The 17309-nt window shown below is 46.0% G+C and carries 12 protein-coding genes; all 12 read right to left on the minus strand.

What is annotated here, in order from left to right; translation table 11 throughout:
• Window positions 1-11 precede the first annotated feature (11 nt).
• Complete coding sequence (locus ACU1JV_RS23545; RefSeq protein ID WP_013372561.1) at window positions 12-260, minus strand: hypothetical protein; 249 nt, start codon at window positions 258-260, stop codon at window positions 12-14.
• Window positions 261-302: 42 nt separating this feature from the next.
• A complete protein-coding gene (locus tag ACU1JV_RS23550) occupies window positions 303-1289 on the minus strand; it encodes a S66 family peptidase (RefSeq protein WP_413986837.1) in 987 nt (328 codons plus the stop codon).
• Between the two features lie 182 nt (window positions 1290-1471).
• On the minus strand, window positions 1472-2968 hold the full coding sequence (locus tag ACU1JV_RS23555) for a methyl-accepting chemotaxis protein (RefSeq protein ID WP_413986838.1): 1497 nt from the start codon (window positions 2966-2968) through the stop codon (window positions 1472-1474).
• A gap of 207 nt (window positions 2969-3175) precedes the next feature.
• Window positions 3176-3817: a 50S ribosomal protein L25 gene (locus ACU1JV_RS23560; RefSeq protein ID WP_337682574.1), complete on the minus strand. Its 642-nt coding sequence runs from the start codon at window positions 3815-3817 to the stop codon at window positions 3176-3178.
• A 235-nt stretch (window positions 3818-4052) separates the two neighbouring features.
• Complete coding sequence (gene pulA / locus ACU1JV_RS23565) at window positions 4053-6584, minus strand: type I pullulanase (protein WP_413986839.1); 2532 nt, start codon at window positions 6582-6584, stop codon at window positions 4053-4055.
• Between the two features lie 309 nt (window positions 6585-6893).
• Window positions 6894-8549 (minus strand): amino acid ABC transporter ATP-binding/permease protein, encoded by a 1656-nt coding sequence (locus ACU1JV_RS23570; protein ID WP_413986840.1) that lies wholly within the window; start codon window positions 8547-8549, stop codon window positions 6894-6896.
• Complete coding sequence (locus ACU1JV_RS23575) at window positions 8542-10695, minus strand: DUF454 family protein (RefSeq protein WP_413986841.1); 2154 nt, start codon at window positions 10693-10695, stop codon at window positions 8542-8544. Before ACU1JV_RS23575 ends, ACU1JV_RS23570 begins: the two co-directional genes overlap by 8 nt.
• A 210-nt stretch (window positions 10696-10905) precedes the next feature.
• Window positions 10906-12051 carry a mannitol-1-phosphate 5-dehydrogenase gene (locus ACU1JV_RS23580; RefSeq protein ID WP_137079079.1) on the minus strand — a complete coding sequence of 382 codons (1146 nt, stop codon included), beginning with the start codon at window positions 12049-12051 and terminating at the stop codon, window positions 10906-10908.
• The gene (locus ACU1JV_RS23585) at window positions 12048-12482 is read right to left on the minus strand and encodes a PTS sugar transporter subunit IIA (protein WP_013372570.1); all 435 of its coding nucleotides are present in this window, start codon (window positions 12480-12482) and stop codon (window positions 12048-12050) included. Before ACU1JV_RS23585 ends, ACU1JV_RS23580 begins: the two co-directional genes overlap by 4 nt.
• Window positions 12479-14557, minus strand: a complete 2079-nt coding sequence (locus ACU1JV_RS23590) for a BglG family transcription antiterminator (RefSeq protein ID WP_413986842.1) — start codon at window positions 14555-14557, stop codon at window positions 12479-12481. Before ACU1JV_RS23590 ends, ACU1JV_RS23585 begins: the two co-directional genes overlap by 4 nt.
• 83 nt (window positions 14558-14640) lie before the next feature.
• Window positions 14641-16119 (minus strand): PTS mannitol transporter subunit IICB, encoded by a 1479-nt coding sequence (locus ACU1JV_RS23595; RefSeq protein ID WP_413986843.1) that lies wholly within the window; start codon window positions 16117-16119, stop codon window positions 14641-14643.
• 425 nt (window positions 16120-16544) lie between these two features.
• The gene (gcvH, locus tag ACU1JV_RS23600) at window positions 16545-16943 is read right to left on the minus strand and encodes a glycine cleavage system protein GcvH (RefSeq protein WP_058710424.1); all 399 of its coding nucleotides are present in this window, start codon (window positions 16941-16943) and stop codon (window positions 16545-16547) included.
• Window positions 16944-17309 lie beyond the last annotated feature (366 nt).

Genomic DNA, 17309 nt, shown 5'->3' on the forward strand with positions numbered 1-17309 from the left:
CATAGGTTGTGTTATCGTGTACGTCGTTCGTACACACCATACCCGAGTATCATCAAGCCACATACGAATAAAATAATAACAAATATATTGTCAATAAAACTCGGCATATCAGGTTCTGAATTAGATATACCTGAACTATTCAATTTAACAGGGACGGAATTCGCAGCCCATTGAATGACGGATATAAAGCGCTCCATCGTATATATCACTCCACTACCCAATAGGCTTAACACGCCGATTAACAAATATTTAAGCTCCATAGGAATTTCTCCCCCAGTTCGATAAATTCTATCACTCTATCATTATTCACATATTTCAATCCTCACCCTGCCATTACGGGCACGAATAAGCGCCTTTCCGCCAATCGGATATGTAAACTGCGGCGTGGTGTGGCCAAAATCGGCATCTGCAATCACCGGTATAGAGGCCAATTCTCTTTTCGAGCGAATGATTTGCCGCAGCAATTCTTCTGTCATATGCGATGCCTTCTGAAATCGTCCTATGATGATTCCTTTAACCTGATCAAATCCGGGCTGGTGCAACAATGATTGCAAATCCCGGTCAAATGTAGCGGGAGAGCTTTCGTAATCATCCTCAACAAACACTATGGTTCCTTTTAGACTTGGCATGTACGGGGTTCCCTGTAACAAATTTAGAGTACACAAGTTTCCGCCCACAATCGTACCCTCTGCTTCTCCTTCATGGATCACATACATACCCGCATTGCGATGGAAGCTTCTCTGATCCTGATCCAGATACCAAGCGTCGTCACTCCACTCCGATGAATCTTGGATTTGAATACTACCCTCTCCCAACATTATCCTTTGGAAATAAGTCGTTGTGTAATCATTTCCTCGTAACATGGCGAAGCTCGAAAAATGAGGCCCTGCATACGTGATAAGCCCTGTCCTGGCATAAATCGCATGGCTTAACGCCGTTATATCCGAATAACCACATAATCGTTTAGGATGAGCGCTAATAAGATCATAATCCAGATGGGCAAGGAGCTGATTGGCATTATAGCCCCCAATTGAGGTCAGGATGCCCTTTACCTTCGGATCGATAAAAGCTTCGTGCAAGTCAGCTACTCTAGACTCTATCGAAGAAGATACAAAATCATCGTTTTCCAGCACATGCTGTGAAAAGCTCACTTTAAACCCAAGCGCCTCCAGCCTATGCTGGGCAATCAGGCGATTTTCCTCAGAAACAATAGACAAGCTTCTGGATGGCGAAAGAATGCGTATCTCGTCTCCAGCTTTTAATTTAGGTGCTTGCTTTCCCATCATCATAGCCACTCCCCCTTGTTACAAAGCATTTAAACTGCCACAAATTATACCATCAACTTCCATCTAATTATAGCTTCTAAAACTTCCCACCTCATTTCCCTTCTTCTTAAACACAGTAAAAAACCGGAGATACCGCTTGTTAGCGATAAGCCCCGGATCTCTAGTCCGCTGATGAAGCTTTTCGGTTATTTACTTTTGCTGATTTTGCTAGAACTGCCGCCCTCATTCTGATCATGCACCAGCTCTTTCAACTGAATAATCAATGCCTCCAGCTCACTAAATCCCGCCACCATATTGGAGGTTATATTTTGCTGCTCCTCTACTCCAGCCAAAATTTGCTCTGACGCTGCACTTGCTTGTTCTGTCACACTGGAAAATTCCATCATCTCTTGAACGACCTGAGACGAAAATTGCTGCATACTATTCGTACTGGACTCTACCTCCACGGCCTGCACCAATACTTTATTGGCATTTTGCAGGATATCCTCCAGTACAATTTCGGTCGAATGTGCCGACTCCATACTTTGCTGTAATCTTTCCTGTCCCATGTCAAATTGACTTACAACAGAATCCATCTGAGTTCTCAGCTGCTCCAAAATACCTTCCATCGCCACTGAGGTGTTTCCAACCATTTCAGCCAAATTACGCACTTCTCCAGCCACAATCGCAAATCCTTTTCCATGCTCTCCCGCTCTGGCAGCCTCAATGGATGCATTCAAGGACAGCAAATTGGTTTGCTTTGAGATTTGAGTAATATCTTTAAGCATGGAAGACATATTGTCACTCTGCACTTTAAACTCATCTAATTCTTCTTTGGTACGACTCATCACCCGACCCAAATCCTTAATTTGAGATGTTAGTGCAAGTAGTTGACTGCTCCCTCTACCCCCGGCATTTTTCGTATCTTCGGAGAGCTGCTTCAGTTCTCGGGAATGATCGGCAACCTCGCGCACGTGCTGATCAGACTGAGCCAAGTTATCGGTTACCTCAGTGATATTCGAAGCTTGCATTTCTACGCCTTTAGCGACCTCCTGAAACCCGATAGCAACTTCATTCGTCACGTTGCCTGTAGCATCCACTTGATTCCTGAATCGTTCTGTAAAGCTATGCAATCCAGCTACAGCTTGTCTAACTTGCTCAAACAAGAATTCAATCCGTTGCCTTGTTGCCTCCATATCTTTATTTTGCTCTTCCGTTTTCTGAAACTGCTTTTGATTTAACACCGATACCACTAACAGTAGCAAACCAATCAGTAAAACAATGATAAACTCATGCACATAACGCAAAGAACCGGTAGCCTGGGGAGTTGCGGGCGTACCGATCGTAATTTGTACAAAAATATTACACAGATTTAAGGTCATGGTTACCAGAAAATATCGGTAAGATGGGTAGAGCAACAACAACGAGCAGATAAAGATCGAAATTACTACATCCACGCTAGACAAGTTCACAAATATACATATTAATGCACTATAAAATGTAATAATCCAAGGAATAAGACGGATTCCTTTCTTTTTCATATTCAGAATTGTCAAAACTGCCGCGACTACAAATCCTACACCACTAGATACCCACATCGAGGGATTAGATACTGCCGGGATGATGCTGCTCAAAGTCATAATCCAAAAAATAATGATCACCAATTTGTTTCTTTGCCACAACAATTCATTCGTTCTGTCCATGATTGCGTACGCGCTCCTTAGATATATATTAGGTATTTATAAAATAAAAATGTAAATGCCATACTATATATATCGTCATATCAGAACGCGTATTGAATGATGGTCGTGCTTTAAAGAGAAAAACCGCCCCCTAACAGGGAACGGTTTTTAGCTCACGGTTTTTCATCTTCTTTAATCAGCCAACGTTCAATATGCCTGCTGACCTCATTAAGATTCCTTGTTTTCGGAAGCCTCTTCAGCGCCTTCAGTTGCCGCTGCATCACCTTCCACAGCAGCATTCTCTACCTCGACTGCACGCGGCACGATCACGGATGCCAGCAGCTCCTCTTCAGAGACATGCAGCGTCACACCTTTAGGAAGCTTTAAGTCGCTTGCGCTCAACTTGTCGCCAATATCCAGTGCGGATACATCCACTTCAATTGTGGACGGCAAGTCAGAAGGCAAACCTTCAACTTCGACTTCTGTTTCTTGAATTTGCAGGATACCGCCTGTTTTTGTACCTACAGGGGTTCCCTGATAATCAATAGAAACACGCACGCGAAGCGGTTTGTTTTTGGAAATTTTTAAGAAATCGGCATGTAACCATTGGTTGTCACGCTGTTGATAATCTTTAATAATTACTGGGATCGTTTCTCCGCCTTCTACTGTGAGGTTAAAAACCTCTGAACGTCCGGTTCTGACTACTTTATTAAATTCCTTGGCATCGACATGTACAGGGGTTCCCTCGATTTCAGAGCCGTAAACCACAGCTGGAATCCGTCCTTTTAACCTTAATCCACGAATGGCCGAACCCTTCTTCTCTGTTCTCGGCTGGGCGGTTAGTTGAATACTTCCTCCATTAGAACTCATGATATACAACCTCCTTCAGGTTACCTTACAAATGATTTTCCTCCAAGAATCTTGCTTGTTTACCAGTCGTACTACAGAATATGAGCCAGCAAGCTGGCAAAACTAAACAAGTCCATAATTCTATTTTACCCCTTTTTTCTGAAAGTGACGCACACTTGCATAAAAAAATAGCATTTCTCGAAATGATCGAAAAATGCTATTTTCTCGTGTATATATGGCAACCAGGCATACAAGTCTATCCCGCTCGGTTATCGTTAACCAGTAATAAATATTCCTCTCTGCCACTATGAATCAATACCTGCATCACAGACCGGGTCAGATCTACAACAATATAACGATCTGCCTCCACATCCTTGGCATCCCAGTGATTCAGGCGGACAATGTAGCCAATTCGCTGTACATCAGGAGCCACCCGAATGCGGGCTATTGCCCGGCCGTCATCTAAATCTTGAAATTCAACATGTCCGTCACGGTACCCAGTGCCCCATACCCACACATTCCAGCCAGAGTATTGCCGGTCTGCACGCTCGTAGATCAATTCAATTGTGCGGAATGGAATAACCTCTCTATCGTTTCCTAGCTGGGCATCTGTCATTGCTGTACCTGCAATCTCTTGATTTGTCCCCTCATCCAAGCCTTTCGTTTTGTTATCCACTTGCTCGTTAGCTTGATGATCATGCTCTGTCAAAAAGGAGGCTTTGGGAGGTCCATCCTGATCATACAACACCATCATCGACCAGCGCGATACCGTCACACGATGACCTACCACTTCATACCGTATCTCATTCCCGGCCCCGTGTGCATCCACGACCACATGCCAACGGTCCGATTCCGCAGGCAATGATATGGTCTGCTCTGTATCCGAACCGTTATAAATCACTACAATATGATTCCAGGCATCGCCGTTAGCATGATGCCTCAAAGCAAAAGCGACCACATGCCCATTGCTTTGCAGGACTTCCATATGCTGCTCCACCAGCTCACGCTGATCCATACGGAATGCCGGGTGACTGCGTCGCAAAGCAATTAAGCCCTGGTAGTAATCAAACACAGGTCGAAACCTCGCCTTGTTATTCCAACGGATGGCGTTCACCACATCAGAGCTTCGGTAGCTGTTATGGTCTCCATATTTGGAACGCAGCAGCTCATCCCCTGCATGGATAAAAGGAATGCCTTGCGATGTCAGAACCATACCGTTAGCCAGCAGGGACTTACGTACAGTTTCGTTTTCAAGTAGGTTACTTTCATCCATCTCCTGATACGGGTCTGCTTCGGCTACGGCTTGTTCGGCTGTCCTTCCATCTTTGGGGTTCCCCTGCTCCCATTGCGGAAAACGACAATGCTCCCGCAAATGTCTCACCGTCAAAATTTTATCCCACAAATTGAGATTATCGTGGGCCGTTACATAATTGACGGTCTCTGATGGCTGAGCTGTGAAATCATAAATAGCTCCAAAAGCACCTTGAAGTACCCGTTCCTCCTGATTTTCCGCCCCCGTAGCAAACCCGCTTCCTGTACCGTCGCTATCTCCCTTAATGGCAGAACGGTAATTGTCGTTAAAAACGGCAAAACCCTTATCCCGCTGCGTTCCTTTTAATGTAAGCAAAGGCTGAGGGGACTCTCCTCCTGTCCAAGGCTCACCATAGATCAGCAGATCGGGACGTATCTCAGAGCGAAGTTCTCGGGTAAGCTGCTCTACAGTCGGTGTATCAATCAACGCCATCAAATCAAACCGGAAGCCATCTATGTGATATTCCTCTGCCCAATAGCGCAGTGAATCCTTGATATACTTGCGCACCATCGGACGTTCGGTTGCCATCTCATTACCTACACCTGATCCATTGGTGAGCTTCCCTTGCTCATCTGTACGATAATAATATCCTGGTACAACTGGCTCAAACGGACCCTTTTCCACCGAATACGTATGATTGTACACGACGTCCATAATGACACCGATGCCGGCCGCATGCAGAGACTGTACCAGCAATTTCAACTCGCGTATACGAGCCTCCGGATCAGCTGGATTGGAAGAGTAGGACCCCTCCGGCACATTATAGTGCTGCGGATCATAGCCCCAGTTATATTCAGTTCCTAATTCCGAAAAGTCATTCACCGTATGAAAGTCAGCCACGGGAAGCAAATGAACATGTGTAATGCCCAGCTCCAGCAAATGATCCAGTCCGATACGGTTACCCTCGGAATCCGTTAATCCCGTATGCGTAAAGGCTGCAAACCGCCCCTGAGCGGCAGATAAATCTTTTATACCCGTATTAAAATGGGGGTCCATCGAAAAATCACGCACATGAAGCTCATAGATAATGGCATCTGTCGCACGCTCAAGTACAGGCCCCTCATCCTGTTCCCATCCATCCGGGTTGGTTCGATCCAAATCAATGATAGCCGTACGTTGCCCATTGGCTGATACCGCTCTGGCATATGGATCGGCAGCATAATGAATGGTGTGGTCCACCCACTCCAGCCTGTACATGTAATAATATCTGTTCCAGTCGCCTTCCAGTTCGATAGACCATACACCTTGATCATCACGGCTCATTAGAAATTCCTGACCACCACCGTGCTCCTGAACGATTCCTTCCTGATCGTACACCCCTGCGTCGCTATACAACGCTATATGAACCTGCTGTGCAGTCGGTGCCCATACCTTAAATTTGCTGCCCGCAGGCGTATAAGTAAGACCCAAATCATAGCCTTCATATATGGGATATGCTGTGTGCTCAAGTCCCTTGAGCTGATTGAAATCAGACATTCCTGTTCACCACCCATTTTTATACATCGGCTTATAGCCTCTGTTCATCCATCATTTATGATGTTTATGACTTGTCAATATACCTCAGGATTTGCAAAATCCTCACCTCATAGGCTATCAAAATAAGACAAGCTTGAAAAGCTGGATGAATTAAATAAGGATGACACTCTCATTTCAACACGCACACTCCATTTTATGACAAAACGATGAACAGGCTACAGCTTTCGCCTCCAAAGCATCACATTTATTTTCTAGCTTTTATCACTTATAGACTAGACTGAAAAAAGCATGCTAAACCATGTACCATTTTCAGGAGAGTCGGCGGTTATCCATTTGAAAAATTTCGTCAGCCATTCGCATGGTAGAGCTTCGATGCGATACAAGGATAATTGTTTTATCTTGCTGCTGTTCTTTTAACGATTTTAAAATAATCGCTTCGTTCAAACTGTCCAAATTGCTAGTTGGTTCGTCCAGCAGTAAGAGGGGCGCATCATGAACAAAGGCTCTGGCCAGTCCCAAGCGCTGACGTTCTCCACCAGACAGCCTGTCCCCCAACTCTCCAACTCGGCTGTCATATCCTTGAGGCAATGTCATAATAAAATCGTGCACTGATGCCTTACGGGCTGCTTCTACAACCTGTTGATGTGTAGCATCAGGCTTTCCAATTTTGATATTAGCTGCAATGGAATCATCAAACAGGAACGTATGCTGATCGACGTAGCTTTGCAAGCTTCTCAAATGTCGGGTCTCAATGTCCTTTAAATCGTGTTCAGATAGCAAAATTCCACCTTGTTGCGGGTCCCTGAATCGCATCAGCAACTTCAACAACGTTGACTTGCCGGAGCCGCTTTTACCCTGAATACCTATAATTCGCTTGGGCGGTATCGTGAGACTTACGTCCTTCAGCACCGTTTGACCATCGTATGCAAAAGTCACCTTATCTATCTGCGCTCCAGTAAAGCCAACAGTCATTCCATCCATATTTTCTTCTACCTCCGGGGTCTCCTCCAGCAGACTCAGCACTCGTTCCCCGCTTGCCAGCGTTTGAAGCAAATTGTTGGACAAATTGCTCAGCGCGACCACCGGACCAAATGAACTAAACAGGGCAATGACTGAAATCAGCATACTTGTAAAATCCATCTGCCCCTTAGACATGCCATACAATCCAGCTAGTAGCATCAAGAATGAAAATCCGACTACAGCCGCATCTGTGACCGCTCTTGTGATGCCTTCGTGATGCTTCAAGTCCTTCTGCTTGGCATCCAACTGATCCGTACGACGGTTAATTTCATTTAATCGCTGTTCCCCTTGCCCATATTGAACAATTTCCTTCATCCCGCGTAAGCTGTCCAAAAAATAACTACTCAGCTGGCCGAAGCTGCTCCGGTATTCCATCCCTTGGCGCTTGCCCATACGTGACGTAAGCAGAGGAATGAATAAACCGACGGTTATGTAAGCAAGCGCAGCGATCCCGCCTAGTAAAGGCTCATAAGAGCCTATAAAAAACACCATAATCAGTGAAGTAATAATGCCGATCATAACAGGCGATATCGTATGCGCATAAAATACTTCCAATAGCTCAATATCACTTGTAATCAGCGAAATCAGATTCCCTTTGTCTTTGCCTTCAAGCTTGGCTGGAGCCAATCTGCGCAAGGCTAGAAGCATCTTGTCACGCAGCACGGCCAGCAGCTTGAAGGCGAGATAATGACCGCTCATTTGCTCGCCATAACGAAATACGCCGCGTAATACAGCACATAGCACGATGGCAGTCAGCAAAAATGTCATGCTGTAGCCTGTCGTGATGCCCGTTGCTGTCAGTAGGGCAAGGGCCCCATACACAATAATGCCAATAGCACATACAAAACCAAGCACTCCTGTAACAATCGTTATGAGCAGCACAGGTAAAAGAGGCCCTGCCAAGACCAACAATTGACCCATAATCCGTAAACCGTGTCTACGCATATACAGCACCTCCTTTCACAAACTGTTCCATCCTATGCTGACTGAGATACATCTCCGCATAATGTCCCTGCTGGCTCAACAGCTCCTGATGCGTTCCGGATTCTGCCACTAAGCCATTTTGCAGCACATAAATGCAGTCAGATTGGATCACGTTTTCCAGTCTGTGAGAGATGAGAATCACTGTTTTTTGACCTGCCAGTGCATGTATGACTTCCATGATGCCTTCCTCACTCTCAACGTCAATGTTAGAGGTAGCCTCATCAAAAATATACACATGACTATCGTGCAGCAACGCTCTGGCCAGTGCTAGCCGTTGGCGCTGTCCTCCTGACAGATTCGCTCCCTGCTCCTCTATCTCTGCTTCCAGTCCCCCTTCGGAGAGAATAAAATCATACAGCTTCACTTGCCGCAACGCTTCCAGCATTTGTTGCTCATCCGCGTGCTCATTCCCCATTCTCAAATTCGCTTCTACAGTGCCTTTAAAAATGTAGCTGTTAAAACCGATCCAGGTCATATGACGCATGCGGCTTTCTTCCGTAATGGAGGTCAGTTCGGTTCCTCCGATCTTCAGGCTTCCTTGATAGCCCTCATGATGTCCAACGATCAATCCGGCTACCGTACTTTTACCTGAACCTGATTCTCCAACAATGGAAACAAAGCTCCCTTGAGGGATATTCATGGATATATTTCGTAAGGTATCTCTTTCATCGTAAGCAAAATTTACCCGTTCCAGTTGAATGTCTGTGGCTTCTATGCTTTGTTGTCCTTGTATAAAATCCTCTGTACTCAACATTTGGAATATTTTGTCACTTGCTGCCATTCCGTTCATGGCGATATGAAAGTAGGAACCGAGCAGACGCAGCGGAATGAAAAACTCTGCCGACAGCAAAACAATGATGAGCGCTCCCGCCAAGCCAATATGACCTGAGGAATATTCGCTTACCGCGACCAGCACACCTGCGGCGGCACCACCAAATGCGATAAGATCCATGACAGCCACGGAGTTTAACTGCATAGTCAGGACTTTCATCGTCATTTTGCGAAAATCCTCAGCCGCTGTGTTCATCTCCTGATGTTTATCCTGGTCTGTCCCGTAAATTTTGAGCGTGGTCAGACCTTGTACATTTTCCAAAAAGCTGTGACCCAAATTGACATAGCTGCCCCAATATTTCCGAAACAGCTTTTTAGCCATCCTCATAATGACAATAATGGACACTGGAATTAAGGGAACACAGATTAATAGAATAATAGCCGCTTTGAAGCTGACAAAAGAGAGGGTAATGAACAACGTTACGGGCGCAAGCAGACTATAGAATAGCTGAGGCATATATCTTCCAAAATAGGTCTCAAGCTGCTCCACCCCTTCTACAGCAACCTGAATAACCCCCGAAGTGGAAGTATGATCTGTATAAGAGGGCCCCAGCTTTAGCAGCTTGCCGTAAATCTGTGAGCGCAGCGTTTTTTTAGCATTGATTGAAGCCCGATAGGACAACATACTGGCTGCATAATTACTCAGAAAGCGAACTGCAATGGCAGCCATAACAATGACCGTCATGAATAGAATCAGCTTGCGAGTCACTTGTCCCTCCCATGCTTGCTGTATCCCAAAGGTCATAGACAAAACAGCGGCTATACTCCCTAAAAGACCGATCCACTGTACAAGCACACCCAAGATGATATATTTTCGAGAATGCTCCACCAGGCCTAACAGACGACTGTCGACCATTTTAGATCTTTTTTTTGGAGTAGGAACGGCTTCAGTTGAAGTCAGAGTTTCCGCCTCAGCTTCTCTCACAGTTCCGACTCGGAATATAAAGTAATAATATTTGAACAGGATGACCAAAACGATGAGTAACTTCCCCCACATAATGGGTGTGAAGATAAATCCTGTAATCAGCATAGCTGACGCTAAGCCCAATGACGTAATTTTTGTGGACAGCTTCAACGACCTGGTTTGAACAAAACTTTCCAGATATTTTTGATACAGAGACGTATTTGAAAACCACCGATGAATCCTTTCAGACCCCCGCATAAAGAAAAAGGTTGCCAGCAGCAGAAACGGTGTAGTCGGCAGCAACGGCACCACTACGCCAATAACTCCAAGTGCCAAAAATAAAAACCCTAAGGTAATATAAATCGGTTTCACTATAATCCCCCTAATATATATATTGTTAATGATATTTTATGGATAATGATAATCATTATCAATATATATAATTTAATCAGGTTGTTATGTGATGTAAATCACGCATATAAAAATCCTCTTGAAGCTCAACTCCACAGAACATTTTTGTGCTCATGTAGATGTTTGGTCTTCAAGAGGATGATTGAAATAAGTGCGTGTTATTACGTTGTTTTACGAACTTATAATATCATATTGCTCCAATACCTGCCGATGTAACGGGTCATCTGCAGGTATGGACGTATAACGTGTCAGCGCTACACTCACCCCTTGGCTGCGAATCACCTGCTGAAGCTCAACTGCTTCGGGGTCTTCCGTAATATCAAATTTGCAGGCAGCAGCCATTCCTAACGCCAGATGATCGGTCCGGATACCATACTCCTGTGCTTGCAGCGCGGGACGTACAAGACGGTCATTGGGAGACAGCTTGCGAAGCGGTGAACGTCCGACCCGAGTAACCTCGTCTGTCAGATGAGGATTGCGGAAGCGATCCAGAATCTTAGAGATGTACTTCTTATGCTCCCCTTGATTCAAGCCGAATCGCTTTACAAGCACCGCTCCTGTTTCCTCCAGCGCCCCTTGGATTGAATCTACCACCTTGGTATCCTTCATGGCCTCCTGGATCGTGGCATAACCTGCGGTATAACCAATATAGGCCGCCACGCAATGCCCCGTATTCACCGTAAACAACTTGCGTTCAATGTAAGGCTCCAGATCCTGCACGTAAAGAATGCCTTCGATTTCTTCATGGTCAGCTGCCATCTGCGAGCGATCCACCACCCACTCGTAAAAAGGCTCTACCTGCACATGCAATGGATCCTCATGATGCTGGATCGGCACAATCCGGTCTACAGCAGCATTAGGGAAATATACCGAAGCCTCTGCCTTGGCACGAGTCGCCTCATCCAGTAGCGCAAAAACATGCTCTTTCAGTTGGGCGCTGCCTCCAATTGCATTTTCGCAAGCAATCACATGCAGCGGGCCTGCTCCACGCTCTACCCGCCGTGCTATCCCCTCGGCAATACCTGCTGCAATATGCCTGAGGATGCTAACCCCGACTGCGGTCGTTACCAGATCAGCATGGTTTACTGCATCCGCTACAGCGGATGCATCTCTGCCGTCAATCGCGGTTACATTCGTTACCGTCTCCGTATCCTTCGTATCATTCGCCAACTCAACAGTATATTGCTTGCGGCGTCGTAACTCAGATACAAGTGTCTCGTTGACATCTGAAAAAACAACCTCATAGCCTGCACGCGACAGAATCAGCCCAATAAAGCCGCGACCGATATTTCCTGCTCCAAAGTGGACGGCTCTCATAGCTCCAGCTCACTTTCGAACAGATCTATAATTTCCTGTGGGATCACCGCGTTGCGAAGTTTGTCCATGTTTTCTTCCTCCGCACATACCACAGCGATACTTGTCAAAATCTCCATATGATCGCCGCCTTGGGCTGCAATGCCGATCACCATGTATGCTTTTTCTTCCCCGAAATCTACGCCTTGCGGGAACTGAACGATGGAGATGCCAGTGGATTGAACAAGTGTCTTAGATTCCTTGGTACCATGTGGAATAGCCAGCCCGTTCCCGATATAGGTGGATACAATCTCCTCGCGTTCAAGCATCTTGTCAATGTACTCAGTTGTAATATGTCCTGCATCCAGCAGGATTTGTCCTGCCATACGAATCGCCTCATATTTGTCTTTGGCGGTTGCGTTCATTTTTATTTTGTCTATCGTCATAATACTCACGGTAGGTTCCTCCCTGTCCCTAATTTACTGTGAAAAAATTCAGCCAGCTCAGTCGATATATAATTGGCAATCTGATCTCTACTACCGTGTTCCAGTAGTGTAATCATGTCTTCCTGCAGCAGTAATGCACTAATCTCGCTCAATACCTCCAAACTTTCTTTCGGTAACTCACGAGGTCCCAACATCAGCAGAACGCATTCCACTTGTTCGTCTACATCCGCCAACAGCGGCTCAGCCAGCCTATACAAGGCCAGCGAAGGCTGGCGAATATAGGGACTGCGTGTATGAATTAAAGCAACGGAGGTATCAGCAATCACCTGACTACCTTGGCGCTCTCTTTCCATAAGCTGTTCAGCAACAACAGAAGGCTCTGTGACATTTCCCCGCCCTGCCTCCAACATGCATATAGCCTCTATGGTAGCTGGCATATCCATCCCTCGATTTTCCAGTGGATACACTTGAAATTGCTGTACAATGTGCACAATCTCCTCAAGACTTTTCCGTAGTCCTGTAAGCCACTCCATGCCCTGGCCGGGCAGAACAGCCTGTTCCTGACGATGATCACTGAGTTGATTGAGTGTAATATGCTGGATGAAATGACGCAGGCGGTCACTCTCCTCTTGCGTCAGCAGCGGGCTGATTTTGAGATACCGATCAGGCTCAAGCGGTAGCTCCACTGTCGAAATGATCAGATCATAATCCTCCTTGGGAATCCGCGTTGCCTCGTACCATGAGGACCTATCCACGATTTTGATCTGTGGCAGCTCCTTGGCCAGTCTTGTTGCCAGAAGTCTGGAAGACCCAATTCCGCTCGTGCAGACTACGATTGCTCGAACCTCCCGCTGCAATTGTCGCAGCCGCTCCAACGAAGCGCCAAAATGCATGACCAGAAATCCGATCTCTTCATCTGGTACTTCCATTTCCGTCATATCCGCCGCAGCCTTTTTGACCGAGTCGAACAAGCTGCCGTAATCCTTGCGAATTTGCTGAAGGAGAGGGTTGCGGATCGCTCTCCCTTCCCTCAAACGTTTGAATACTGGAGCCATATGGGCAATCAGCCCTTCACGCAGGACACGATCCTCTGCTAATGGTGTGCCTGTCTCTGCCTCTACACGACGAATCAACTCATGAACCGACTCCAGCAGTACAAGATCATCCAGTGGCAGCAAGCGGGTGGAATGATCCTCAGCATCACGGAACAGCAACCCGAAATAACATCGTTCCGGTTCTGGAAATTCAATATCCAGCGCCGCTGACAACTCTGCGCATATACGCTCCACCATAGCTGTGCGCAGCATGATATTCTCCTCTGAATCTGTTTTCGAATACGAGAGACGATGATCCACAACGTACCCAAGGCGCAGACGTGCCAGAGAAACGCAAATTTGAATCAGCAGTTCCATATATTTGCTTTCCACCATGTTTTTCAGCCATTGATCATGAGGCTGCCAGAGGGCATTCTCCACGGTTAGCAGATTCTCTCTGCTAATCATCTCCAGCAATTTTTCTGTGACATGTGTTACGGGACGAAGCTCCTCTCGGCCGGAAAACAGATCCGATTCATCCAAATATTCGAGAGCAAGTTCAGAAATCGCCCGTCTTTTGTCTATCTCCCGGCCTGTAATCTCGACACCGTATCCCCGTCTGCGCACAAGCACGAGCCCTCGATCTGCGATCCAGCCTTGTAATTCGTCCAGATCATGACTGACCGTAGTTACTGTGACTCTCAAATCCGATGCTAGCGCCAGCAGCTTGATCGGCTCCTGTGTATCCAGCAGCATGCACAGAACTACAATTTTTCTCTCCTCAGCCGAGTATTCGTCTGACTTCGTATGCAGTAATTGCTCCCGCAGACTTGCAAGCTGAGTCGGGCCGGCATCCACATAGATACCGATCCCTGATTTTTTCTCCAGCTTTACCTCATGAGCCGCCAACCAACACTCAACTGCGCCAAGTTCCCGATGAACCGTCCTTGTGCTGACATTGATCTTCTCAGCAATTTCCCCGGCCGTAACCTCTTGGGGCTGCTCCAAAAGATACTCTACGATGTCAGATTGTCGTTTCGTAATATTCATAAGCGCATACCGTTCCTTCCCAAGCTCTCATCCCTTCCAGCAGGAAATACAAACTGTATACAGCCGGCCTGACTTTATGGGGATTAAGATTCGGATTTCAGCCGTTCAACCAGCGCTTCGTATTCAGGGCTCTTCAGGAAATTGTCAATGGAAATGTGCTCAGCATTTGGGGCTACCGTTTTAGCCCGGTCTGTCAACGTTTTTTGTGTAATGACAATATCCGCATCCTGTGGAATTTCACTGATTGCCGTATTCGTTACCGTAACGCCCAAGCCCGCCTGTTTCATTTTTTTGCGCAAAATTGAGGCTCCCATGGCGCTTGAACCCATACCTGCATCACAGGAAAAGACAATTTTATTCACCTCGGATTTATCCTTAAGCGTTCGATCCGCGGCAATCTCGGCAGCACGATCGGATGCGCGGTTATCTTCCATTACAGTGGCGTTAGCGCTTGCACCCTTGCTTTGATTTTTCATATCTTTCAGGCGGGATGCAGCTTCCTCCAGCCCCTCTTCCTTTTGCTTACCAGTTTTGAGTAATACTGCGGCAACCGCAAAGGATACGACCGCAGCTGCGATCACACCGCTCAGCATCGGCAAATATCCGCCTTTGGGTGTCATCAGGAAGTAAGCAATGATACTGCCTGGTGAAGGAGCAGCAACCAGTCCGGCATCTGTCAACATAAAACAGAAGGTTCCAACAACGCCCCCTGCTATAGCAGCGAGAATCAGAATCGGCTTCATCAAAATATAAGGGAAATAAATTTCATGAATCCCGCCGAAAAAATGAATAATGACTGCACCAGGAGCAGACGACTTCGCAGAGCCTTTACCGAACAGGCAATAGGCCAGCAAAATACCGAGTCCCGGGCCAGGATTGGATTCAAGCATGAACAAAACGGATTTTCCTGTTCTTGCAGCTTCCTCCAGCGCAATCGGACTCAATACTCCATGATTCAGTGCGTTGTTGAGAAATAATACTTTTCCGGGCTCAATAATGAGATTGACAAGCGGCAGTAGCCCTGCGTTCACGAGGAACTGTACCCCTGTCGACAACACTTGACTGATGGTTTGCACGACCGGGCCGATCGCCACATGCGCTAGTAATGCTAGAATGGCACCGATAATCCCAGCCGAGAAATTATTGACCAGCATTTCAAAACCTGATTTGACTTTGCCCTCAATGGCCTTATCGAACTTCTTCAATATCCATGCAGCCAGCGGACCAGCTACCATCGCGCCCAGGAACATCGGGATATCGGCCCCCACAATGACCCCCATCGTCATAATGGCACCGATCACACCTCCACGCTGTCCGTGAATCATCGTGCCTCCCGTGTAACCGATCAGCAGTGGCAGCAAATAATTTTTCATCGGATCAACCAGTTGTGCAAAACCCTCATTCGGGAACCACCCGGTCGGAATAAAAAGGGCCGTAATTAATCCCCATGCGATAAAGGCTCCCATATTGGGCATAACCATACCGCTGAGAAAGCGGCCAAAACGCTGTACGGCGACACGAGCGCCACCGTTTGAACTGGACTTTGTGTCCACTGTGCTCATATTCATATCCTCCTTGTGAGTAAATAGCATCACTACCTTTTCTTAAAATTCATACTAAATGACAGCGCTATCTTCATCAACGAAATGAAAACGTACTTTCGTCATGAACGTTGATGACAACATTTAAATTTAAAGTAACGACAAGGCATTATACCTGCATAATTCTTCTTAATATGGCCGATAACAATAGAAATTAGTCGAAAAAACACTGTTGTAAATCTACACAATTTTATAGTGATGCTCTCTTCTAAGTCTGAGCAAACAACGTAAATACGTCTTCTAAAAGACAACAAAAAATAGCCGCTATGTCAGGTCATAGCGACTATTTTATACAAAAACTGAGCGGACTAACGATGCTCTTATTTAATTCAATATCCATATAAAAAATCAGAATAAAGCGCTATTATTTCATGCTGTATTGCTCATTATTGCTCATCCGAAATCAACTGCTCGTACTGCTCCGCAGACAGCAACTTGCCCAGAGCTTCCTCGACACCATTGCTCATCTCTACTTCGATCATCCAACCCTCTTCATAGGGTGATTCATTCACCAGCTCAGGTGTACTTTCCAGAGCTTCATTTACTTTCAAAACGGTTCCCGTCACCGGAGCAAAAAGATCGGATACGGTCTTCACCGATTCAATTGTACCAATCTCCGTCCCCTGTCCAATCGTTGTTCCCGCCCCAGGTAATTCCACAAAAACAATATCACCCAATTGATGCTGTGCAAAGTCTGTAATGCCGATCCGCAACGTCCCATCCACTGTGCGCTGAACCCACTCATGTTCGTCTGTATACCAAAGTTGCTGTTTCACTTCACTCATCCTGCTTCGCCTCACTTCCACATGAATAAAATGCTTTTGATCACCTGTATTAGACAAGTTAAGATTATGACAACAAGAACATCCATGTCAATAATACTAACAAAAATACTTCATACCAACCTATATAGCATAGTCTATCAAAAATAATAACTTGTAACAAACGCTTACATATCCTTATTTATACATTAAATGTTTTTCATATTGTTTCATATGACATTTTTATTGACATTTTGAATGAATTTGCGTATTAATGGGTTATAGTAATTGCTTTTGAAAATACCTCGACAACTGCAAACGCGGATGAACGCGGAGGGAGAGACTACCAAAAATATTCGCATCGCTGTTGTCGTTTGTGAGACAGTTGGG

Source organism: Paenibacillus sp. T2-29, assembly GCF_052921365.1.